Origin of the sequence: Chromobacterium haemolyticum, from assembly GCF_002081825.1 — a bacterium.
In the GTDB taxonomy this organism is placed as follows: domain Bacteria; phylum Pseudomonadota; class Gammaproteobacteria; order Burkholderiales; family Chromobacteriaceae; genus Chromobacterium; species Chromobacterium fluminis.
This window is the reverse complement of sequence record NZ_MUKU01000005.1, coordinates 97,345-120,600: the sequence shown is the minus strand read 5'-3', so window position 1 is coordinate 120,600 and position 23,256 is coordinate 97,345. Positions and strand designations below refer to the sequence as shown.

Annotated in this window: 12 protein-coding genes; 5 read left to right on the top strand and 7 right to left on the bottom strand. The window is 65.3% G+C overall.

Going from position 1 to position 23,256, the window contains the following annotated elements; genetic code table 11:
• Positions 1–131 precede the first annotated feature (131 nt).
• The gene (gene msrB, locus B0T39_RS05005) at positions 132–524 is read left to right on the top strand and encodes a peptide-methionine (R)-S-oxide reductase MsrB (RefSeq protein ID WP_081545087.1); all 393 of its coding nucleotides are present in this window, start codon (positions 132–134) and stop codon (positions 522–524) included.
• A 117-nt stretch (positions 525–641) separates the two neighbouring features.
• Here the strand turns inward: msrB and B0T39_RS05000 are convergent, their stop codons facing one another.
• Positions 642–2,309 carry an ABC-F family ATP-binding cassette domain-containing protein gene (locus tag B0T39_RS05000; RefSeq protein WP_081545086.1) on the bottom strand — a complete coding sequence of 556 codons (1,668 nt, stop codon included), beginning with the start codon at positions 2,307–2,309 and terminating at the stop codon, positions 642–644.
• Between the two features lie 394 nt (positions 2,310–2,703).
• Positions 2,704–4,092 carry a GTPase HflX gene (gene hflX / locus B0T39_RS04995; RefSeq protein WP_081545085.1) on the bottom strand — a complete coding sequence of 463 codons (1,389 nt, stop codon included), beginning with the start codon at positions 4,090–4,092 and terminating at the stop codon, positions 2,704–2,706.
• Positions 4,093–4,253: 161 nt separating this feature from the next.
• Here hflX and B0T39_RS04990 point away from each other — a divergent pair, with 161 nt between their 5' ends.
• Positions 4,254–5,513, top strand: a complete 1,260-nt coding sequence (locus B0T39_RS04990; protein WP_176219484.1) for a DEAD/DEAH box helicase — start codon at positions 4,254–4,256, stop codon at positions 5,511–5,513.
• Between the two features lie 98 nt (positions 5,514–5,611).
• Here the strand turns inward: B0T39_RS04990 and B0T39_RS26130 are convergent, their stop codons facing one another.
• Entirely contained in the window at positions 5,612–6,079 is a 468-nt protein-coding gene (locus B0T39_RS26130) for an HAD hydrolase-like protein (protein ID WP_254894492.1), read from the bottom strand.
• Between the two features lie 17 nt (positions 6,080–6,096).
• Positions 6,097–6,393: a hypothetical protein gene (locus B0T39_RS26125; RefSeq protein WP_254894491.1), complete on the bottom strand. Its 297-nt coding sequence runs from the start codon at positions 6,391–6,393 to the stop codon at positions 6,097–6,099.
• Between the two features lie 402 nt (positions 6,394–6,795).
• Here B0T39_RS26125 and B0T39_RS04980 point away from each other — a divergent pair, with 402 nt between their 5' ends.
• The 3 genes from B0T39_RS04980 to B0T39_RS04970 all read left to right on the top strand — a co-directional run bounded on the left by B0T39_RS04980 (position 6,796) and on the right by B0T39_RS04970 (position 9,705).
• Positions 6,796–7,536: an acetoacetate decarboxylase gene (locus B0T39_RS04980; protein WP_081545084.1), complete on the top strand. Its 741-nt coding sequence runs from the start codon at positions 6,796–6,798 to the stop codon at positions 7,534–7,536.
• A gap of 202 nt (positions 7,537–7,738) precedes the next feature.
• Positions 7,739–8,521: a 3-hydroxybutyrate dehydrogenase gene (locus B0T39_RS04975; RefSeq protein ID WP_081545083.1), complete on the top strand. Its 783-nt coding sequence runs from the start codon at positions 7,739–7,741 to the stop codon at positions 8,519–8,521.
• On the top strand, positions 8,518–9,705 hold the full coding sequence (locus B0T39_RS04970; protein ID WP_081545082.1) for a DUF3734 domain-containing protein: 1,188 nt from the start codon (positions 8,518–8,520) through the stop codon (positions 9,703–9,705). Before B0T39_RS04975 ends, B0T39_RS04970 begins: the two co-directional genes overlap by 4 nt.
• Before the next feature lie 22 nt (positions 9,706–9,727).
• On the opposite strand, the gene yfcF is transcribed toward B0T39_RS04970, so the two are convergent.
• The 3 genes from yfcF to B0T39_RS04955 all read right to left on the bottom strand — a co-directional run bounded on the left by yfcF (position 9,728) and on the right by B0T39_RS04955 (position 23,243).
• On the bottom strand, positions 9,728–10,351 hold the full coding sequence (gene yfcF, locus B0T39_RS04965) for a glutathione transferase (protein ID WP_081545081.1): 624 nt from the start codon (positions 10,349–10,351) through the stop codon (positions 9,728–9,730).
• A 143-nt stretch (positions 10,352–10,494) separates the two neighbouring features.
• Positions 10,495–11,379, bottom strand: a complete 885-nt coding sequence (cysM, locus tag B0T39_RS04960) for a cysteine synthase CysM (RefSeq protein ID WP_081545080.1) — start codon at positions 11,377–11,379, stop codon at positions 10,495–10,497.
• Positions 11,380–11,546: 167 nt separating this feature from the next.
• Entirely contained in the window at positions 11,547–23,243 is an 11,697-nt protein-coding gene (locus B0T39_RS04955) for a LysM peptidoglycan-binding domain-containing protein (RefSeq protein ID WP_141111090.1), read from the bottom strand.
• Between the last annotated feature and the right edge of the window lie 13 nt (positions 23,244–23,256).

The window sequence follows — 23,256 nt, the reverse complement described above, 5'->3', positions numbered from 1 at the left end:
TAAAGGGCAGGACAGGAGCCCGTCACCGCCCTCGCCACCCGCGCCGCAGGCAAGCAAAACCTTAAGGCCGGATGTACCGCAGCCGCGCTCGGCCCTAAAATAGGCTTGAACCATCCGCAAAGGAGCACACCATGACCCTGCAAAAAACCGATCAGGAATGGCAAAGACAACTGACGCCGGAACAATACCGCGTCACCCGCCAGGCCGGCACCGAACACCCGTTCAGCGGCGAACACTATACCCGCACTGAAAACGGCGATTACCACTGCGTCTGCTGCGGCACCCTGCTATTCCACAGCGACGCCAAATACGACCCCGGCTGCGGCTGGCCCAGCTTCTGGGCCGAAGCCGCCTGCGCGCGCATCGCCCGCATCGTCGACACCTCGCACGGCATGGTTCGCACCGAGGTGCGCTGCTCCGAATGCGACGCCCACCTGGGCCATGTGTTTCCGGACGGCCCCGAGCCCAGCGGCGAGCGTTATTGCATCAACTCGGTGGCGCTGGGCTTCACGCCCAAGCCTTGAGGCCGCCCAGGTCTGCCGCTGAACTGAACCCCAAACCAAAAAGGCAGCGCCGCCACGATCCATGGCGACACTGCCTTTTATGACTTTTCCGACTGCGGGCGGGCCTGCCGCCGCCCCTCAGCGCTTGCCGGCGGCCTCTTCGCGTCGGCGCTTGGCTTCTTCCAACAGGTAGACCTGGTAATCGTCCAGATCACCGTCAAAATCGCTGACGCCGCCGCGCGACACCAGCCAGAACTCGTCGCAGACCGCGCGCAGCAGCGCGCGGTCGTGGCTGACCAGCATCACCGAACCCTCGAACTCGTTCAGCGCCACGCTCAAGGCCTCGCGCGTGGCCAGGTCCAGATGGTTGGTCGGTTCATCCAGCAGCAATAGATTGGGGCGCAGCCAAACAATCATGCACAACACCAGCCGCGCCTTCTCTCCGCCGCTCATGCTGCCCACTGCCTGCTTGACCATGTCGCCGCTGAAATTGAAGGTGCCGAGGAAATTACGCAGGCCCTGTTCGCGGCAATCATTGGCCGGCGGACGCAGCTGCGCCGGCGTCTCGCGCGCCAATCGCAGCATATGCTGCAACGGATCGTCTTCCGGCCGCAGCACGTCCAGCTCCTGCTGTGAGAAGTAGCCGATGTTCAAACCTTTGCCGCGGATGATCTCGCCGCCGGTGGCCGTCAGCGCCTCGGCCACCGTTTTCACCAGTGTGGATTTGCCTTGGCCGTTGGCGCCCAGGATGCCGATGCGCTGGCCAGCCAGCACCGAGCGGTTCACCCCGTTGACGATCACGATGGGCGGCGCGCCTTCCGCCGCCCCTTCCTCCGCCGGATAGCCGAACGAGGCCTGCGACATGGTCAGCATCGGGTTGGGCAGACTGCCCGGTTCCTTGAACTCGAACTGGAAATCGGCGTCGGCCAGCACCGGCGCGATCTTCTCCATCCGCTCCAGCGCCTTGACGCGGCTTTGCGCCTGCTTGGCCTTGCTGGCCTTGGCCTTGAAGCGATCGATGAACTTTTGCAGGTGCGCGATCTTTTCCTGCTGCTTGGCCTGCGCGGCCTGCTGCAGAATCATCTGCTCGGCGCGCATGTCTTCGAACTTGCTGTAGTTGCCGCCGTAACGCACCAGCTTGCCGTGGTCGATGTGCAGAGTGACATTGGTCACCGCGTCCAGGAATTCGCGGTCATGGCTGATCACCACCATGGTGCCGGCGTACTGTTTGAGCCAGGCTTCAAGCCAGACTAGAGCGTCCAAGTCCAAGTGGTTGGTCGGTTCGTCCAGCAGCAAGAGATCGGACGGGCACATCAGCGCCCGCGCCAGTTGCAGACGCATGCGCCAGCCGCCGGAGAAACTGTTCACCGGTTGCTGCAGCTCGGCCACGCTAAAGCCCAGGCCCAGGATCAGCGCCTGCGCCCGCGCCGGGGCGTCATGCTCGCCGGCGTCGTTCAGCGCGGTGTAGGCGTGCGCCATGCGCATGTAATCCTCGCCTGCCTCGGCCTCGGCCACTTCGCGCCGCGCCGCCAGCAAGGCGGTATCGCCCTCCACCACGAACTCGGTGGCGGTCTGGGAGGTTTCCGGCATGTCCTGCGCCACTTGCGCCATGCGCCACTGGCTGGGAATGGAGAAATCGCCGCCGTCTTCGTGCAGGCTGCCGTTCAAGACCGCGAACAGCGAGGACTTGCCCGCGCCGTTGCGTCCTACCAGGCCAACCTTCTCACCGGGGTTGATATTGACTGTCGCGCCGTCCAGCAAGACTTTAGTGCCGCGACGCAAAGCCACGTTTTTCAGAATGATCATTGGGAATAGCAGTGTTGCAGAATTTTTAGGAAGCAAGAAAACAGCAGCCCGGCGACCACTTGCGTCCCGGCGGAATGCCATGAATTAACCGTGCCGGCGGACAAAGGCCGAAGGCACGGGAGGGATTATACAGATGCGCTCTATCCGCGAAACGCCGGGCGACGGGGGCGTCCTCCGAAAGCAGACGAACGCCCCCGCGCCGCCACAACTGAGCCATCGACTCTCAAAGCCTGCTCAAAGTGTCGCGAGCTAGAGCAAAACGAGGCGAAAACCGCTGAGAAAGCGGAGTGTGCACACGGTACTGAGCATTTCGAAATTGTTTTCAACGCCGTATCGCCGGCGCGCAGCAGATCGTAAACAGGCTCTCACGAAACGCGGCAGACTTTGAACAGGTTCAGACTTCCCAGTGTTCCTTCTCTCGCCCCTGCGAGCCGGGGTTCAGTTGCTCTCGCAGGCTGCGCAGTTTCTCCGGCTCGCCGCGCACGCGGAACCAGCTGCCCTCTTCGTCCGCGCGCTCTTCCAGCACTTGGCAGTGACTGTAGATCTCGCCGCGCAACTGCTGCGCCGACCACGGCAACAGCAGCTCGCCCTCCTCCAGATCGCGCTGGAAGAAGGCGACGATGAGGGCGCGCAACTCGGCTACTTCCTCGGGGCGACGCGCGCTCATCACCACGCAGTCCGGGTAGCGCTGCCGCAGTTCGTCCGTCCAGGCGGCCTGCGCCGCCTCGTCGCCGACATGGTCGATCTTGTTGAACACCCGGATGCGCGGCACCTCGTCGGCGCCGATTTCCCCCAGCACCTCGTCCGTGACCTCCAGCTGACGCTGGAAACCCGGATCGCTGGCGTCGATCACATGCAACAGCAAGGCCGCATCCAGCGCTTCTTCTAGCGTGGACTTGAAGGAGGCCACCAGGCCGTGAGGCAGATTCTTGATGAAGCCCACGGTATCGCTGACCAGCACCCGCGGCACGCTTTCCGGGTAGATGGCGCGCACCGTGGTGTCCAGGGTGGCGAACAATTTATTGGCCACCAGCACTTCGCTGCCGGTCAAGGCGCGCATCAGCGTGGACTTGCCGGCGTTGGTGTAACCCACCAGCGACACCCCGCCCAGGCCTTGGCCCTGACGCTCCAGCCGGCGCGCGCGCTGAGTCTTGCGCTCCAGTTCCATCGCGACGATTTCGCGTTGCAGTTCGGCGATGCGGTCGCGCACCTTGCGCCGGTCCAGCTCGGTATGCGATTCGCCGGCGCCGCGCCCGCCCATGCCGCTGCGCTGCCGGCCTTGCGGCCCGGCCAGCTTGGCCGCCTCGCGCAAGCGCGGCGCCATATAACCGAGACGGGCGATTTCCACTTGGGCGCGCGCCGCGCGCGAGCGGGCGTTGCGGTGGAAGATCTCCAGGATGACCATGGTGCGATCCATCACCTCGCAACCGACGGCCAACTCCAGATTGCGCGCCTGCGACGGCGAAATTTCGTGGTCCACCAGCAAGGCATCGATCTCCACGGTGTCGGCGTCCAGCGCCGGCGGCGCGTCTTCCAGCTCGTCGTTGCGAAGACCGCGGTTGACGAACTGGCTGATTTCCTCGAGCTTACCCACCCCCATATAGGCGGTGCGGTCGAAGCTGTTACGCTTTTGCACAAAGGTCCGCACCACTTGGAAGCCCAGGGTCTTGGCCAGTTCGCTCAGTTCGGTGAGCGAGGCCTCGAACTCGACATCGCTGACATCGGGCAACTGGACCGAGGCCACTAGGGCGTAGCGGGGTTTCTCTTTGACTTCTGTTTGCATGTGCGTATGACTTTAACTTGATAGCGAGCCCAGATAGTACTCGCAAACGGAACTTCCCGCTGCGCAACGCGCGTTGCGGCGACGCCACGCCCCGCTTGACCCGGCCGCGGACAGCGCCGATACTCCTGCCGCTTCAAGCACCATCGCCGTCAACGCCCCCCATGTCATTCACCTCACTGGGCCTGTCGCCCGCCCTGGCCCAGGCCGCAAGCGATCAAGGCTATCCGGCCCCCACCGCCGTTCAGCTCGCCGCCGTCCCCGCCATTCTGCAAGGCCACGACGTGCTGGCCACCGCGCAAACCGGCTCCGGCAAAACCGCGGCCTACTGCCTGCCGCTGTTGCAGCAATGGCTGGCGGGCCGCCAAGCCGCGCCGCGCCAGGCGCAAACGCTGATCCTGCTCCCTACGCGGGAGCTGGCGGCGCAAGTGGGCGATGCCCTGCGCCAACTGTCCCAAAGCCTGCCGCGCCGGCCCAAGATCGCCGTGGTCTTTGGCGGCGTTTCCATCAATCCCCAGATGATGGCCCTGCGCGGCGGCGCCGACATCGTAGCGGCCACGCCCGGCCGGTTGCTGGACCTGCTGGCGCACAATGCGCTGCGGCTTTCCTCCGTCGACACTCTGGTGCTGGACGAGGCCGATCGCCTCCTCGACCTCGGCTTTGCCGACGAACTGGCCAGCTTGCTGGCGCAGCTGCCTCCCTACCGGCAGAACCTGCTGTTCTCCGCCACGTTCCCTCCCTCCGTGCGTACGCTGGCGGAACGACTGCTGAACCAGCCGCAGCGCATCGACATCGCGCCCGAGGACGCCGCCGCGCCGGACATCCGCCAGCGCGCCATCGAAGTGGACGCCGGCCGGCGCACCATGCTGCTGCGCCATCTGCTGCAAATCCATGGCTGGGAGCGGGCTCTGGTCTTCGTGGCCAGCCGCCACAGCGCCGACCGAGTGGCCGGCAAGCTGCAGGCCGCCGGCGTCCGCGCCGCCGCGCTACACGGCGATTGCAGCCAGGGACAACGCGGCCAGGTGCTGGCCGACCTCAAATCCGGCCGTCTGCAAGTGCTGGTGGCCACCGATGTGGCCGCGCGCGGCATCGACATCGCTCGCCTACCGGTGGTGATCAACTACGACTTGCCGCGATCTCCGGTAGACTACACTCACCGCATCGGCCGCACCGGCCGCGCCGGCGCCAGCGGCGAAGCCATCAGCTTCGTCAGCACCGACTGCGCCGCGCATTTCCAATTGATAGAAAAACGCCAAGGACTGCGGCTGCCGCGCGAACGGATCGCCGGCTTCGAGCCCATCGCCGCCAGCCCGGCCGCGGCTCCGAACGCGTCGACCGACAACGGCGGCGTCAAGGGCAAACGCAAGAGCAAGAAAGACAAGCTGCGGGAAGCCGCCGCCCAAGCGCAGGCCGAGCCACGCTAAGCGCCCTCGGCGCCGAGCCCAACGGCGTGCTCAAACAATAGGGCCGTTCCCGCTGGAACGGCCCTGTTTTCGCCCGCGCCAACCTGGCCGGCAATCCTTTACAAGGCTTGCGGATCAATCTCCGCCACACTCTCGAACACATAGTCCGGCTGATAGGGGAACTGCTCCATGGACTCGCGAGACGACACCCCGGACAACACCAGCGCGGTGCCCATGCCGGCCTCTATGCCGCCGACGATGTCGGTATCCATGCGGTCGCCTATCATCACCGCCTCTTCCGGATACACGCCCAGCTTTCGGGTGGCCAGCATCATCATCAACGAATTGGGCTTGCCCACGATATAGGGCTTCTTGCCGGTGGCTGCCTCGATGGCGGCCAGCAGCGTGCCGGCGGCCGGCTCGTAGCCGCCGCCCTCTATCGGGTCGATCATGTCCGGGTTGGTGCCGATGAATTTGGCGCCCTGGTCGATGAAGCGAACCGCCTTCTTGATCTGCTCGAAACTAAAGGTCTGGGACTTGGCCACCACCACGTAATCCGGGCGAGATTCGGAAATGGAAAAACCCACGTTATACAACTCATTGATCAAGCCGGCCCCCCCCCCACCACGTAGGCGGTGGGCATCGCTTTGCGCGTCTGGCTGCGCAGGAACATCGCCGTAGCCATCGCGCTGGTGATGAAGTTGTCTTCCGTCACTCCGTTGATGCCCAGGCCCTCCAGCTTCAGCCTCAGGTCCAGCGGCGTCTGCTCCGCGTTATTGGTCAGAAACAGAAAAGGCGTGCCGCCCTGCGTCAGGCGGTTAACGAAATCGCGCGCGCCCGGAATCAGTTGCTTGCCCCGATAGATCACTCCATCCATGTCGGAAATGATGCTTTTGCTCATACGGTATATCCAAAACACAGGTGCCGATTCCGCCGGCACGGTGGCGGGCCGCGGCTTCATTCGCCGCAACCGCGACAGCATAGCACGGCGGCTCTATCGAGCTTGTTCAAAGTCTAGCGAGCAAGGCCGGGCGTTGCGGCTGAAAAAGCCGCGCTCGCCATGTCGCACCTCGCGACGCGCAGGGGGACCTGAACAGGTTCTTCGCTAGGCCGCCCGCGCTCATCCATCCCAAGGAACAGGTGACAGGGAACCAAGCTACCGCTAGCGGGCTCTTTCGCTGTACCATCGACGCCAGATGCACGCCTGCCCGCCGCGCCGTGTTTTACCGGCGGGCTCCTTTCGCAGCAGCGGCCGCGCTCCCCTCCGGGCACGACCTTTTGCCATCCAGGGAGCGCAGCACGTATGAACATCGACGCCATCCGCGAGCAGGCCTTCGCCATGCCGCTGACCAACCCCGCCTTCCCCCGCGGCCCCTACCGCTTCACCAACCGCGAATTCTTCATCATCACCTACCGCACCGATCCGGCCAAACTGCGCGAGGTGGTGCCGGAGCCGCTGCAGCCGGCCTCGGATCTGGTGAATTTCGAATTCATCCGCATGCCGGACTCCACCGGCTTCGGCGACTACACCGAAAGCGGCCAGGTGATCCCCGTGCTACTGGGCGGCGTGGCCGGCAACTACACCCACGCGATGTATCTGAACGACCACCCTCCCATCGCCGGCGGCCGCGAGCTATGGGGCTTTCCCAAGAAACTGGCCTGCCCGCGGCTGCAAGTGCGCACCGACACCCTGGTGGGCGAACTGGATTACGGCCCGGTTCGGGTCGCCACCGCCACCATGGGCTATAAGCACCAGACGCTGGACGCCAGCGCGCTGCAGCGCTCCATGGTCAACACCCCCAACTTCCTGCTGAAGATCATTCCACACGTGGACGGCAGCGCCCGCATTTGCGAACTGGTGCGCTTCTACTTGAAGGACGTGACCGTGCACGGCGCCTGGAGCGGACCTGCGGCGCTGGCGCTGTTCCCGCACGCGCTGGCGCCGGTAGCGGAGCTACCGGTGCTGGAAGTGGTGGAAGCGCGCCATATCATTGCCGACCTGACCCTGGGCCTGGGTGAAGTGGAATTCGATTACCTCAACTAAGAACCTGTTTACGATCTGCTGCACGTCGTGAAGCGTGACACGGTGAGTACGGCTTTGAAATGCTCATATACCGCTTGTGCATTCCGCTTTCTCAGCCGTTTTCGCCTTGTCTCGCCTTAGCTCGCGAGATCGTATAACAGGTTCTGAAAGCCGCTTCGCGGCCCGTCCCCACGCGACAACTCACGACAACAAGGAGAGCAGCATGCAATTGAACGGCAAAGTGGCCTTGATCACCGGCGCGGCCAGCGGCATAGGCAAAGCCATTGCGGAAACCTACGCCCGGGCCGGCGCGGCGGTGGCCATCGCCGACATCAATCTGGCCGCGGCGCAGGCGACGGCGGAGGAGATCAAGGCCGCCGGCGGCAAGGCGGTGGGCGTGGCGATGGACGTGACCAACGAGGAGTCCGTCAACGCCGGCACCCAAGCGGCGGTGGACTCACTGGGCGGGCTGGACATCCTGATTTCCAACGCTGGCATCCAGATCGTCAACCCGCTGGTGGACTACAAGTTTTCCGACTGGAAGAAAATGCAGGCCATCCACGTGGACGGCGCTTTTCTCACCACCAAAGCCGCGCTACCGCATATGTACAAGGACAAGCGCGGCGGCACGGTAATCTATATGGGGTCGGTCCACTCTCACGAGGCGTCCAAGCTCAAGTCCGCCTACGTCACCGCCAAGCACGCCTTGCTGGGCTTGTGCCGGGTGCTGGCCAAGGAAGGCGCGGAATACAATGTGCGCGCCCACGTGATCTGCCCCGGCTTCGTGCGCACGCCGTTGGTGGAGAAGCAGATTCCGGAACAGGCCAAAGAACTGGGCATCAGCGAGGAGGAAGTGGTCAAGCGCGTGATGCTGGGCAATACCGTGGACGGGGTGTTCACCACGGTGGAGGACGTGGCTCAGACCGCGCTGTTTCTGGCCGCCTTCCCCAGCGCGGCGCTGACCGGCCAATCGGTGATTGTCAGCCACGGCTGGTATATGCAATGACGCCGCCGCACAATCCGGCCTGCCCGCAGGCCGGCGGCCTGTACCAAAGCCGCAGCCTGCCACCCGGCCACCGCTACCAGGTGCTGGCGCTGGTGCTTCAGGGCGGCGGCGCGCTGGGCTCCTACCAGCCCGGCGTCTACCAAGGCCTGGCCGAAGCCGACCTGCACCCCAACTGGGTAGCCGGCATTTCCATAGGCGCGCTCAACGCCGCCATCATCGCCGGCAATCCGCCGGAACGGCGGGTGGAGCAGTTGCGCGCCTTCTGGGACACTATCTGCCGGCCGCCGTTTCTGCCGCCCAGCCTGTTCAGCCAGCTGGACACCCACCACTGGCCGACGGGCCTCAACGGGCTGATGGCAAGCTGGGAAGCCTGGCGCGCGCTGACCGAGGGCCAGAACGGTTTCTTCCTGCCTCGCTCGCCCTGGCCGGCCGGCGCGCCCTCTCCCGCCAACTGCAGTTTCTACGACACCGCGCCGCTGAAAAGCACACTGGAGCGCTTCGCCGACTTCGACCGCGTCAACGACAGCGATCAGATGCGGGTATCGGTGGGCGCGGTCAACCTGCGCAGCGGCAACTTCGTCTATTTCGACAACACCCGCCAACGACTGCGCGCCGAGCACTTCATGGCCTCCGGCGCGCTGCCCCCCGGCTTCCCGGCGGTGGAGATAGACGGCGAGTACTACTGGGACGGCGGCCTGGTGTCCAATACGCCGCTGAAACAAATACTGAGCACCGAGCCGCGCAAGAACTCCTTGGTGTTCCAGGTGGATCTATGGAGCGCCAAGGGCGAGCCGCCTACGGACATGAAGGCGATCGCCATGCGACAGAAGGACATCCAGTACTCCAGCCGCACCCGGCAAATCACCGATACGATGAAACGGGAGCAAAACTACCGCGGCTTGCTGCGGCAGTTGATGGAGCTGGTGCCGGAAGCGCAGCGCGAGCACCCGGCTTACCGTCGCGCCCATGAGCTGGCCTGCGGCCGGCTGCTGAAGGTGATCCACCTGATCTACCAGGACAAGGAGTACGAGGACCACCACAAGGATTATCAGTTCGGCGCCCAGACCATGCGCGCGCACTGGGCCAGCGGCTACCAGGACATCTGCCGCACACTGAGCCATCCGGATTGGCTGGAGATGCCGTCGCCGGACCGGCCCTTCGTCACCCACGACGTGCATCGCTGAGGCGGCGGCGGTGCCGGGCCTTTCAAACCAAGGCCGCCCGCCGCCCCAACTCCAGCCAGTCCAGCACCGCAGGCCGTTGCCACTGGCGTTCGACGTAGGCGGCCAAACGCGACGGCAGGATGTCGTCGTATTGCAGCCGCTTCAACATCAAGGCCAGGTCGGTGTCGGCCAAACACCAGGCGCCGAACAAGTCGCCGTCGCCGGCCGGCAGCAATTGCTCCGCCGCGGCGATCAGCTTGTTCGCCGCCTGACGCGCTTCCGGCGCCAGGGTGCCGGTTGCCGGGCGCAGAAACACCACCTCGGTATTGCGGTCTTCGCGCAGCACCATCAGGTCGCTGCGCAGCCAGGCTTGCAATTGGCGCGCGCGGGCGCGTTGGCGCAGGTCCCGCGGATAAAGTCGGGGGCGCTCGGGGTAAGCGTCTTCAAGATACTCGGCGATGGCCGAGGATTCGCTGAGCTGGAACTCGCCATCCTCCAGCATGGGCACGCGGGCGGTCAACGATTGGCGCTGATAGGCCGGGGCCAGATTGGCTTGCGCATCAAGACTCAAGGTCGCCAATTCGAAGGCCAGCCCTTTTTCTTTCAAGGCGACGAAGGCGGACAAGGCGTAGGGGCTGAGGAAACGGGAATCGACATGCAGCAGCATAAGAGCCTCCGAGACTGGGACATAGGACTCTGAATGCTAAAGACATGCGGCGCCGGACGCCAGCGCCAAAACGCGAACACGGCGTTCCGGCGCGCCGTCCGTCCTGGGCGCCTACTGACGCCCAGCGGACTTTGAATGGGTTCTCAGCCGAACAGGCCGGTGGACAGGTAGCGATCGCCGCGGTCGCAGACGATGGAAACAATGACCGCGTTTTCCAGCTGGCTCGACAGGCGCAGCGCCACCGCCAGCGCGCCGCCGGACGAAGGCCCGGCCAGGATGCCCTCCTCGCGCGCCAACAAGCGCGCCATATCCTCCGCCTCCTGCTGACTGACGTGCTGCAAATCGTCCAGCTGCGAGAAGTCGCAGATCTTGGGCACGTAGGGGTCTTCCCATTTACGGATGCCGGCAATCTGGCTGCCTGGTTCCGGATGCACGCCCACAATCTGGATGGCCGGGTTTTGCCGCTTCAGATAGCGGCTGGTGCCCATGATGGTGCCGGTGGTGCCCATGCTGGACACGAAGTGAGTGATGCCGCCCCGAGTGTCCTGCCAGATTTCCGGCCCGGTGCTTTCATAGTGGGCCAGCGGATTGTCCGGATTGGAAAACTGGTCCAGGATGCGGCCCTGGCCAGCGGCTTCCATCTTGCGCGCCAGGTCAATGGAACCCGGCATCGACGCCTCCTTGGGCGTCAGAATCACTTCCGCGCCGTAAGCGCGCATCGCCTGCACCCGCTCGGCGCTGGAGTTTTCCGGCATGATGAGGATCATCTTGTACCCCATCATCGCAGCCGCCATCGCCAGCGCAATGCCGGTATTGCCGCTGGTGGGTTCGATCAGGGTATCGCCCGGCTTGATCTCGCCGCGCTCTTCGGCGCGACGAATCATGGACAGCGCCGGCCGGTCCTTGACCGAGCCCGCCGGGTTGTTGCCTTCCAGCTTGACCAGCACGGTGTTGCTGGTGACGCCGGGCAGGCGCTTGAGTCTGACCAGCGGGGTGTGGCCGACGAAATCTTCCAGATGCTTGTACACGACGCGTTCTCCAACGGGGAACGGCCATTATACCGATTGGCTATCAGCAAAGACGGAATCCTTATGTCTAAGCAAATAACCGTTGCGCTCCCTCGCCGCGGCGAGAGAGCGGACCTTGCGCCGGAGAGAGCTCGCTCTCCGGCGCGCGGCGGAGCCTGAACGGTGGCTCAAACCATGGGCGGCTCGATTCTGGTCAGTTCCAGGAACACATTGCGCAAGCGCAACAAGGGCTGGGCTTGTTCGGTCAGATTGGAGCTGACGGTCAGATCGAACCATAAGCTGCCGCCTTTTTGTTCCGGTCCGTGCGCGGCGAACCAGTCCACGCAGCCCTGGGCTTGCTGAGCGACGACGTCGGCCAGCGGCAGGCCGCCGCCGCCCTCCTGCAAGGCCACCTCGGTCGGCGGCATCAGGTAGACCGGCAAGCGCACCTTGCTCAGCGCGTCGTTCAGCCGGTACTCGTAATACACCGTCAGGCTGAGGATGGCGCTGTCGCTGCCGGCATGGCCGAACAAAGCCTGATAGAACAAGCCAAGCTGGCACGCCAGCGAGCGGCTCACCGGCTGGTCCGCGCCCTGGGCGTAGATGGCCGCCATATTCACCGGCTGATCCGAATCCACGGTGGGACGCAGCGGCGCGGACAGGGACACCGTCGGCGTCTGATAGACGAAAGGCTCCGCCGTCGGCTTGCCCGGCACCAGTTCCTCGTTGCGCCGCAGGAAGACCTGAGCGTTGGCGTCCTGCCGCTCCAGGATGTCCAGATCCGGCAATACCACCATGCGCGCGGCGATGCCCTTGCCTTCGGACGCGGCCAGATAGGCGCCGGTGCTCCGATCAAGATAAGTGAAGGAACGGCTCAGGCCTTCTCCCTCCTCAGGCTCACACTCGTATCGCTCCGGCTCCACCTGCACAAAAGGTTGGCCGGCGCGCTCGGGCAGCGCCTGCTCCAGCGTCAGCGTCACCCGCAGCGCGCTCACCTTGCCTCCGTCCGGATTGACGCGCTCCACCGCGTCTTCCTCGATGACGAAACGTATCGGTTCCGCCTGCGCCAGCAGCCGGCTGTTCGCCTGCAACAGGCCCCCGCCGCCGGCGCTGTCCGCCAGCCACTGCACCATCTCGCCGGCGGATAGCAGCGCCGCCTCGGCGTTCTCGATCTGGACCGGGTCCTTGCTGCCAATGTCCAGCGGTAGCAAGAAGCGGTTCAGATCTTCAACCACCTTGGGAAAGACCTGAGTCATTTCCGCCAGGTTGTCGAACAGATCGCGGCTGAGCGCCATCGCCCTCAGGCCGGATTGTCCGCCCAGGTTGAAATCAATCTGACCGTTGACCGCGTCTTGCTCGAAATGGCGTTGCAGCGCATAGCGCAGCCGATAATTCCAACGACTCAGCGCGGCCAGCGGATTGTAGTCGCCGGGCCGGCTGCAAGCCGAGTCGCCGGCGGCCGTAAGCCGCGCCGCCATGACTTCGCCCGCAGGCAAGTGGCATGGGCAAGCGATATCGGCGTTGGCCGCCGCCTCCTGCAGGGTCAGCGTCGGCGTTTCCGGGAAGGCGCGCAGCACGATGGGCGTGCTGAAAGCGCCCAGCGCCTGGCGCAGCGGCCAGCTCTCGCCAGCGGTGTCCGCCACGAAGCTGAGCCAGGACGACGGCTGGTAGCCGCGAATGCCGGCCAACGCGCCGATCTGATGTTCAATGTTCTGTCCTTCGAACACCAGATCCAGGTCCACATTCTTGGCCTCCAGGCCTGCGCTGGAGAGCAGGAAGCTCAGCATGCGGGTGTCGCCGCCGCCGTCGCCGGCCAGCTTCAACCCCAACTTGGGCGCGGTCAACGACAGATTGCCGCGGCCGACGATGGCGCTGCCGCCCGGCCGGCTCACAATATTGCCGTACAGCCGCGGCGTCAGTTCCGCGCCCGAGGGCTGGATCGCGGCATTGACCTCGGCCTGGAACTGCAGGCCGGCGCGCACCGCGTAGAACTCGCTTAGCGTGCCCAGCATCCTCTGGAAGAAGGCCTCGCGGATCGCGTCCAGTTCCCGCTGGTCCGCGCTCTCATCGCGGAATACCGGAATCATCGCGCTCTTCAAGGCTTGGGCCAGCGCTTCTTTGGCGTCCAACAGTCCCTGCATCGCGTTGTTGCCGGTCAGGCTCCGCAAGACCTGCGCCGGCGCGACATAGGCTGGCGACAGCAATTGGTCAATCCGCGCCAAAGAGGATTGCAGCCATTGATCCAGATCCACGCCGGTGAAAGCGCGCGGCTCGGCCGGGTCCTGCAGGCTGATCACCTTGCCGGTGCGGTAGGGAATGATGGCCGCATCCAGCTTGGACGCCAATTGATTGGATACCGGCCTGGGCGCGAACTGCTTGGGCTGGCCCGGATTGAGCAGGCGGTAGGAGATGCCCTGCGCGGCGTCCCGTCCCAGCTGCACCGCCCACAAGGTCATGCCGGAGCCGCCGGTGAAGGCGTTGCGATCGCTGCCGGTGGCCACTTGGTAGCGCGGCCCCTGCGGGGTGGACAGCGCTTGCTCGAAGCTGGCCGCAAACTGTTTGAGATCGCGCTGGGCGCTCGTCGCGGCCTGATCGCCTTGCAGCGGGCCGGTGGACGGCGACAACAGCGTGCCCGCCTCGGCCACGCCGGACACCGCCGCCAGCGCGCCGCTGACCAGCTGCGGTTTGCGGCTCAAGGTCAGGCTGGCGTCCAAACGGAAGATCTGGTCGTCGTTGATCTGGCCGGACGGCAGCGGCGCGCTCAACTCCAACAGCGGCTGGAAGCCGGCGGCTCGCTCTTGATGGCTGCCGCTGCTATTGGGCAGCAAGCTGTTGAGCCAGGCGTAGATGTCCACCGCCCAATTGACCAACGCCGCCTGCTGAGCGGGGTCCAATAACGCCCCCACCTCCGGGCAGACGCTGCTGCTCAGCTCGATGCCGAGGCCGTTGGGGTCTTGCAACTGATACAAGACCTTGGCGTAGATGGCGACGGCCTGTTCGATGCGCTGCCTACCGCCGGCGTCCAGCGCCTTGGCCGCGTCCAAATAGGGCTGCTGGTCAAAGGCCAGCGACACCTTGAGCCCCGCCTTGCCGTCTTGCAAGGCGGCGAACAGGTAGTCGTTGGCCACAGACGGCCATTGCCCGATGCCCAACACGCTGTCGGTATAGCCGGTCAGCTGCGGCGGGAAGTTGTATACGCGCGCCTCGGCCGGCGGCGCGTCCATATCGCTGAGGATGCGGTTGCCGAACAAATCCAACCAGGCCAGTTCGATTTGCAACAGACCGCCCACGCCCAGATAGGGGCTGCCGCTCACCGCAGGCGAGGCCTGGCGCTGCACCGGCGGATGCCGGTACAGGCCGGGATACGGCACGGTGCGGACATAACGCCACGGTTCGTCCTCGTTCGCGGCGCGCGGCGCGCGCACTTTGTCAGCCGGGCCGTTGCCGTCGACATTGCCCGGACCGGTGGCCACGCCGAAATTGCTCTCTTTGAAATCGTCGGTCAGGCTGTTGCGGTAGCCGAGCAGATTGAACAGATTGGCCAGATAGATCCAGCCCCAGTCGGCGCCGTCGGCCTTGTCCGGCACCGGCGGCGCGGCCTTGCGCTCCAATTCGATGCCGGCCACGCCGGCCTGGGTGGTGGCCGACACATCAAACGGCCCCAACTCGACTTCCAGCGTCGCCTGGGCCGGGAACAGGCCGGGCGTGCGCGCATTGGCGGCGGCCAGGCCGGCCAAGGGCGCCTGGAAGTAGGCCGAGATATCGTCCAGCGTGGCGAACAAGGCGCCGTTGGCGTAGCGCCGGCCCACGGTCACATCGACCTCGGGCAGGCGCAAAGCGGTATAGCTGGCCAGCGGGCCGCTCCAGCTGGCGCGATACGGGTTGGCCTGCTTGATCGCATCCTCGGTGGTAAAGAAATGCTCGGCGATGCGCGCCAGGTCCCCGCCCGGCGCCGCGCCGGTCGGCGCGACTTGATAAACGCCGCCATGCACTCGCAACACGGCGCCATCGCGCAACGGCCGCCCGGAGTTAAGCCGGGCCAGACTATCGACGCGGCTGTAATAGCTGGCGGCGACGCCGTCCAGCGTGGCCGCGTCGGCCAACGGCGCGGTCTGTTCCCGCCGTAGCACCGCGGTCGCCACCAGCGCGGCGGCGCTGGCGTCGAAAGACTCATTGGTGGCCAGCACGTTCATCCAGTTGCCCACCGCCTGCCCTTCGCCCTCGTCCGCGGCAAACAGCGCCAATACCGCCAGCTCGGCTTCGCCGCTGTCGTTGAACACATGGTCCGGCAAGCCGGACAGCGTGCCGCCGTCTTGCAGGCCCTGGCTGTAGCTGAGGAAGAAGCCGCCCTGGCGGGTGATGCTGGCTTCCCATAACAGCCGCAGAAACTCGTCCGGCGCGCCGATCAGATTGGGGAAGGCGTTATCGGTCAGCGCCAGCGCGCGCAGACCGTTCTGCGCCGGAGGACGGGTCTCGGTGGACAGATTGACCTTGGCGATGCCGGCCAGGCTGGCGGCCGGGTTTTCCATCTGCCAACCGGCCACCTCGCTGCCGGTGGAGGCCGGCCGGTACAGCACCAGCAACTGGCTCAAACCCGCGCCCGGCCCCTGCAATTGGCTGAGCACGCGCTCCAGCAACACGATTTCCTTATCCGGCGCGCCGATGATTTCATACAGCCTCTGACTGCTGGGATTGCCCGCCAGCGGCTGAGTACGACGCACACCGAAGGGGATCAGCATGCCGAAACCGTAATTGAGCAAGGGCTGTTCGCTGACGCTGCCGGTGGCGGCGTCGGTGCGCGCCAGCTGCGGCGCGAAACGGGGCAACACGCCTTGTTCCAGCGGGGTATTGATCAGCGAGTCCGGCAGACTCCACAAGCGCGGTTCGGCCACCTCCGGCGCGCGGGCCTGGCGCGGCAGCGCCACCGGCGCCGCGCACTGCCAGGGCTGAGAACTGGATAGCGGGAAGCGCGAGGCCTGGGCCTCGGCGTCCAGCAAGGGCCGGATCGCCCGCGTGTCCGTTCGTAAAGGCTGCCCGGTGGCCGCGGCGCGTACTTTCACATAGCGCAGGTAATCGTCCTGGTTCACTTCGAAACTGGCGCTGGCGCTGCCCGGCGTGCCCAGGCTGAGCCAGGTTTCGGCGGCGCCGCGGCTCAGAGTGAAGCTGAACTTCGCCCCCTGCGCCGGGTCTTGCAGCGCGGGCAGCGGGAAGGCCTGCCCAGTCAACGCGAACAGGCCCAGCTGCGCCGGGTAGTCGTAGCCGCCCTGGCCGTTGGGCTTGACGAACAGGCCGGGCGATTTCGCCGTCAGGCCGGCGGTGGGCAGCCGCAAGCCGTTGAGGTAGTAACGCGAAGCCATCGCGCCCAGGTTCTGGAACGCCAGCGTGCGCAGCGCTTCGTCGATCAGCTCTCCCACCTGGAACTGCGCCAGTTCCGGGATGTTCAGATTGGGGTCGCTGTCGTAGTCGAACAAGCCGGCGGCCGCGCCATTGGCGCCGGCCAGCAGATCCAGGCTCACGCCCAAGCGCGCGGAGATGCCGGCCAGGGTGTCGCCGGCGGCCACCGGTTGCGGGAAGGCCGGCATGGCCAGTATCGCCAGCGACGACAGCAGGTCCGCGCGCCGCAGCACGTCGCTGCCTTGCAATAGCGCGTCCAGCGATACGCCCAGCCCGGCGGCGACGCCGGTCAGCGAATCGCCGTCCTGGGTCAGGTAGACCTTCTCGCCCAGCGCGATGCGCTGATTGGCCGCCAGGATGCGCGCCTCGTCGGCATTGGCCCGCGCCAGTTGCTCGCCGTTGAAGCCGCCGCCAAACAAGGACTGCGCGGCCACTTGTTCGAAGCTGAGACCGCCCGGGGTTTGCCAGCGCATGCCCGCCACCGTCAACGGCCGGGCCCCCGCCGCCAGCGGATGCTCCTGGTTGGCGACGAACAATTGTCCGGCGCTGAAAGCGTCGTCGCCGGACAGTTGGCCGGTGGCGTTGACCCAGTCGACGATCTCGGACACCGTCTGCGCCGGCTGAATCACCAGCTTGAAGTTGCCTAGGCCGTCGCGCAGCGCTTGCAAGGCCTGGCGCGCCAGCAGGCAGAAGTAGTCGCCGAAGATGTAGCTGGCGATGGAGGCGCCGGTGCCGGACTGCATCCGGACGGCCGCCGCCGGCGCGCTGCCGCCTTCCACCTGTACCTGCAGTTGCTGGAAATACTGGCGCAGCAACAGCAGGTAGTCGGTCTGGCTGCTGTTGTATTGGCCAAACACATAATCGTAGCCGGGCGCGCCGGCGTAACTCGGCACGTTCAGGCGCACGCCGGGTGGCGCCGGGAAGAATACGCCGTGGGCGTTGGCCGCCGCCGTGGCGGCGAAGCAGATCGTCGCCTGCCGAGCCAGGAAGGCCTCCACCTGATCGGCCGGAATCGGCAGCGGTTGATCCGGATTGGAAAAGTACTGCAGCGCCTGGTTCAGGAAGTCGGCGCTGACCACTTGCTGGTTGAGCTGGTCCGGGCTCATCGCGCCGCTCATGCCAGCGGCCAATACCCATTGCAACACCCGCACGGCCAGGTCTTCAAAACCGTCCTCGCCGCCATTGGCGGCCAACCTGGCGTTCAGCGCCGGGCGCTGGCGCGCGCGCGCCAGCGCGGCATGCGCCAGTTGACCTTGCTCGGACCCGCCGTTGCGGGCCGCCGCCAAGGCGCCGCCCGCCTTGACCGGCTCCGGCGTGGCGAGGAAAAAAGCCGCCACATAGCATGGCAATTGCTCGGCCGCAGTCTTGGCCTGATCGCCGGCCACGGTCAGCACCGGCACGGTCCACCCCGTCAGTTGCAAGAGCTGCCCCGCTTGCAGATTGCCCCAGGCCGGCTGATAGCCGGCGGCCTTGGCGGCCAGCCGCAGTCCGGCTCCGCCGCTCTGCCCAAGCGCGCGGCGCAGCCGACGCGCTTCCAGTTCAGACGCCGCGTGGCGCGCGGACAAGCCTCCGCCCAAGGCCAGCGTCCGCATGCTGTTGCCAGGCAGGGTACGGCCCCAGGGCGGATTGTTGCCCGCCGGGTTTTTCAACACAAAGGTGGCTTGCACCGAGGCCGAGAACGACAGGCCTATGGTGATGGTGAACAGGCCCAGATTGATCTTGACGTCGACGCTGACCTCCACCGAGGCGTTGGCGCTGATGGGGATGTCCTGATAGGCGATGTAGCTGAGCCGCACGTAGATCTTGATGGCGATATTGACGTCGGCGCGGATGATGGCGAAGTCTATGCTGCCGTACAGACGGCCCTGCACCCCGGCGGTGCCGATCAGCGAGAAATAATAGCCGTCCTGCAATTGGTCGCGGCCCTGACTGGGCGTGGCCTCGCGGTAAGGCAGCCAGCGCGCCAGCACGCCTTCTATCACGCCGAACACCGTCAGGCTGAAACCGGCGCGCAAAATGCCCAGTTCTATGGATTTGCCCAGGCCAAGCTGAGCGCCGAAACCGAACACCAGCACCGGGTTGAACCAGCCCCGCTCCGACACCGGCACCAGATTGGTGGTGGCGCTGCTGAGCTTGCCGAAATAAAAGCCGGCCGAGCCCAGCACCGGAATGCCCGGCGCCACGATCAGCTCTATGGTGAAGGAACGGGCGAAGTCCTGCCGCCACGGAAAACCGATGTCCACCTGGAAATCGCCGTTGGTGTACAGATTGATGCCGAACTCCGGCAGGGTGATGGTAGCCACCCCGATCTGGAATTTGCGCATCAGATTGGGCAAGGCGATATTGGCGGAATAGCACCCCACGGTTTCCGACACCTGGCGGTAGAGGATCTGGAAATCCAGCCCGGCGAAAATCTTGGCCATCGGCCCGGCCAGCGCCACGCGCAGCGCGTAAAGCGTGGGGTCGTTGAACACCATGGACAGCTGCAGCAGGTATTCGTCGGCCTCCTCGTCGGCCTCGGCCGCTGCCGCCTCCCTGGCGGTGATCAACTGCTGGCTGCCCTTCGCCGCCGGCGCTTCCTTGTCTTTCTGGGTTTTCAACACGCCGAAGTCGAAGGCGATGAACCAGGAGTTGTTGGCGGCGAACACCGGCTGCCCTTTGCCGCCCACCGGCACCTCCGGCGGGTTGGGCACTTCCAGGCTGCGCAGTTTGGCGATCACGCCCTGCACCGAGGTCTCCTCCACCAGGCCGGGCACGGTGACGTGCTGGCCCAGCGCCAGCAGGCGTAGGTCCAGGTATTTGTTGCCGCCGCCCGGAGGCGCCGGCGTGGTTTCCGGTTTGGACGGGTCCCAGCTGAGCGCGTCGCCGGACTGCCAGACGAAGCTGCCCTGCACAGTGATCTCCACCTTGGCGTCCTTGACCTGCGGATCGTATTTCAGCGCCACGCCCTTGAGCGTGAAGAAGCCGAAGTCCACCGGCCCGATGCCGATATTGAAGCCCACCCGTTTCTTGCTGAAGTTGTACACCAGCTCAAGGCCGCTCAGGCTGAAGGAATTGAGCACGTTCCAGGGCGCGGCCAGGCCGAATTCGGCGCCGGTGGCCCAGGAGACGAAGGTTTCCACCATTTCGCCGATGGACTTGTTGTCCAGCTTGAAGGTGGCAATGGTGTCGCCCTGTTTGTCGGTCGTAATGGTGGCGAGCAGGGTCAGCCAGCGCAAGCTCAATTCCTGTTTGCCGGGAGCGAAGTTATAACCGACCCCCAGCTTGATGTTCCACAGGGTCAGATCGGCGCCGATCTCGCCATAGGTGCCCGGCACCTGCGCAGGATCGTCGTTCTCGGCGTTCGGCAGCGCCAACCCCAGCCGCTCGGCGGCCTCCTTGCCCAGATAGCCCAGCTTAAGCCGGCCGGTGACGCTGACTTCGGGCAGAACCGGAATGGGCACCCAGGCGCTGGCGGTGGCGGCGCTGAATTCAAAGGAAGTCGCCTTCTGCTTGCCCCAATCCAGTTGCAGCGTCAGCTTTCTCACGTCCGGGAAGGACAGCACGGTGCGCCATTCCCGGCCCAGATACTGTTCCAGCAATTCATTGATACTGAAAACGGTGTCGTCCTGCTGCTGGATGGAAAACTTCCAATCGCCGGCGCCGGCGTAGCTCGCGCCTATGCCCACCACCAGCGGTTTGGCCATGTCCGGCAGCAAGGTGGTGTTGGCGGTGATGTTGCCCTGGTTTTCCAGCTTGGCGCGGCTGACCGAGAAGCCGACGTTGTCCAGCTTGAACAGCGGCTTGCCGAAGAACTCGAAAGTCCAGGCCGGCTGGAACACAAGGTTCAACGACACTTGCAGATTGTCGGCGGCCTGGGCGTAGTTGAACACGAAGCTGTCTATCACCGGCAACGACGGCAAAGTCAGATCGACGCCAGGCAGAAACAGCGACAGCAGGTCCTCCATGCGGATCACGCCGGACTCCAGCGTGCCGCGGAACTGCCAATCCGGGTATTGCACGCCCACCGCCACCACGCCGGCCTGCTCGCCGCTGCCGATGATGAAATTGCCGTTGGCGCTGGCCCGCACCTGGCGCGTCTTGACCGGGTCGATCAACGCCACCTGGGCCTCGACATCGCTCAAAGCCACTTTGCCGACCAGCGGCACCGGCTTGGCGCTGTTGGAGCGGATGATGAAGCCGAGCGCGGAGGCGTCCTCTTCCTTGCTGAGGTAGTACAGGTCCAGTTGGCTGAGACCGAGGTCCGCCAGCACATTCAGCGGCGGCGGCAGCACCGCCACCAGGTTGACCGCCGCCGCCATCTGGAAGGCGCGGTCTATGCTGGGATAGGGCGCATCGAACTTGACGGTGAGCAAAGCCTGCTCGCCGGCCGACGGCGCCAGTAATTGCAGCTCCGCGCCCAGCGGCTGATAGCGGCCGCCCAAGGCGGCGGTGACAGGTATCTGACCGTCGGAGCTGGACAGGCGCAGGAAGGGCCCACTCATCTGTATCCAGGGCACGCCGGGCAGCGACCAAGTGCCCTCGGCGGACAATTCCAGATTCATCCGCAGCTGCTGCTCCGGCGCGTCGAAGATCACCGCGATGCGGTTGCTGATCTGCAGGCTGGCGAAGACGCCGGTCATGCCCTCCAAGCGGATGGAGGCGATGTCGTCTTCCTCGCCCTCGTGCTTGAACTGGGACACCTCCAGCCACAGGCTGGCGCTGAAGCCCTGCAACAGGGCCAGCACCGCCTCGTTGATATTGCCGCCGGCCAGGATGCCCGGCACCAAGTCCAGCCGCTTGGGCGGCTGGATCTCGCCGTCCTCGCCCAGCTTTTCCTTAAGCTCCAGATAAAGCGCGTTCAGCGGATTCTCGGCCGGTTCGTCGCCGCCCTCCTCGCCATCGGCGCGACGCGCCCGCCGCGCGGCCGCGGCTTGCAAGGCGTGCTCGGCCTGGAAAACGTTCATCAGATAGGCGACGGCGACATTGAGCTTGTCTGCGCTGGACGTGGCGTAGAACGCCTTCAGCTCACGGAAATAACGCGGAATCGGATCGTCCGTCGCGGTCTGGGCGCACAGGCTTTGGATGAAGGCGCCGAGTTGCCGGCAGGGGTTGCCGCTCTGGTTGCCGGTGGGCCAGCTGTCCAGCGAGAAATTGAGCTGGTTGGCGGCGGCCGCCAGCTCGTTGATCGGCGGCGAGGCGCTGAACAGGCCTCGGTTGACGCTGGGGTACAAGGCCGGCTGCACGCCCAGGCCCTTGCGCGGCAAGGCCAGAAACGGACGCCCCATATTGATCGCCGCCATCATGCTGTTGGCGCCCTCGAACAAGGACAGGGTATTGGTCTTGAACAGGGCGTAGTAGAACAAGGGCTGCGGCACCGGCCCCAACTGGATGAACAGAACCTGGTTGGGTTTGCCGACAATCGCGTTGACCGCGGCCTCCACCGCCGCCGTCGAAGTGGGATAGTTGAGCCAGCTGAAACGTTGCACCGCGTTCAGCGAAGCCATATAGCGGCGGCGCGCCTCATGCACCTGCCGCGCAGCCTGCCGCCGGCTGGCGTTTTTCGGGTCCGTGCCGGTCAGCACCACCACCTCGTCGCGGGTCATGTCCCCGCGCAGCAGGCCCGCCACCGCCTGCAAGGGCGCCCCGCTCTCCATACTGCCGAAGCGATTGAGGTTCAACACCACCACCGGCGCGGCCAGCCTGTGGTCGCCGTTGTCCTGGTAATCAAGCAGGCCCCCGCACAGAACCGCCGCAGCGGCTTCCGGGCTGCTGTTCACCACGTTTTGAGCGCTGGGCATGATGGCGTAGGACACCACCAGCCGCACTTGCTTGAGCAAGGCGTCGCCGGTCAGATAACGCAGGATCGCCGCGCGCGGATTATCCGCGTAATCCGCCCAGTCCGGCGCCGCATAGCTGGATTCCGGCACATAGGACACCCGGCGGCGGAAACTGGGATTGTTCAGCTCCGGCACTTGCAGCAAATCAATGGCCTGCCGCCTGGCGCCGACAAAATCGATTTTTTCCGCGTAATTGTAGTTATAAGGCTGCAATTGCAGGAAATACTCGACGTTCAGCCCGGTGGCGTAGTTGCCGGCACTGTCGTCCACCGCGCCGGTGAAGCCGAACAACACCTTGTCGGCCGGCGGCGCCAGGTAGGCCTTCAGTTCCACCGTTGCCTGGTTCAAATGGCCGCTGGGCTGGTGATCCAGCTCCGGTAGCAGCTCGTACAGCTTGGCCAGCGTGTCCTCGCCTCCCAGGTAATAGACTTCGGCCTTGCCGGCGTAGGCGTAAGTCAGCCCCGCCGCGGTCAAGGGATCGGTCAAGCGCCGCAACAGATTGACCGTGGCGGACTGGTTGCCGAAGCTGCCCCCGGTGCCCACCAACAGGCGGATCGCGGCCTGCTGTTCCAGCAGGCTCCGGAATGCGGCGATCTGTTCCTTGTTGATCCGGGCGGAAGTATTGCGGCTGGCCGAGTTGGCGTTGTCGAACAGGGAGAAAGGCCACGTCATGATCGCGCCGTCC

Coding starts and splice junctions, on each gene's coding strand:
- B0T39_RS04990 (WP_176219484.1), top strand. CDS start 4,254: ATGTCATTCACCTCACTGGGCCTGTCGCCCGCCCTGGCCCAGGCCGCA.
- B0T39_RS05000 (WP_081545086.1), bottom strand. CDS start 2,309: ATGATCATTCTGAAAAACGTGGCTTTGCGTCGCGGCACTAAAGTCTTG.
- hflX (WP_081545085.1), bottom strand. CDS start 4,092: ATGCAAACAGAAGTCAAAGAGAAACCCCGCTACGCCCTAGTGGCCTCG.
- B0T39_RS04975 (WP_081545083.1), top strand. CDS start 7,739: ATGCAATTGAACGGCAAAGTGGCCTTGATCACCGGCGCGGCCAGCGGC.
- msrB (WP_081545087.1), top strand. CDS start 132: ATGACCCTGCAAAAAACCGATCAGGAATGGCAAAGACAACTGACGCCG.
- B0T39_RS04955 (WP_141111090.1), bottom strand. CDS start 23,243: ATGACGTGGCCTTTCTCCCTGTTCGACAACGCCAACTCGGCCAGCCGC.
- yfcF (WP_081545081.1), bottom strand. CDS start 10,351: ATGCTGCTGCATGTCGATTCCCGTTTCCTCAGCCCCTACGCCTTGTCC.
- B0T39_RS04980 (WP_081545084.1), top strand. CDS start 6,796: ATGAACATCGACGCCATCCGCGAGCAGGCCTTCGCCATGCCGCTGACC.
- B0T39_RS26125 (WP_254894491.1), bottom strand. CDS start 6,393: ATGAGCAAAAGCATCATTTCCGACATGGATGGAGTGATCTATCGGGGC.
- B0T39_RS04970 (WP_081545082.1), top strand. CDS start 8,518: ATGACGCCGCCGCACAATCCGGCCTGCCCGCAGGCCGGCGGCCTGTAC.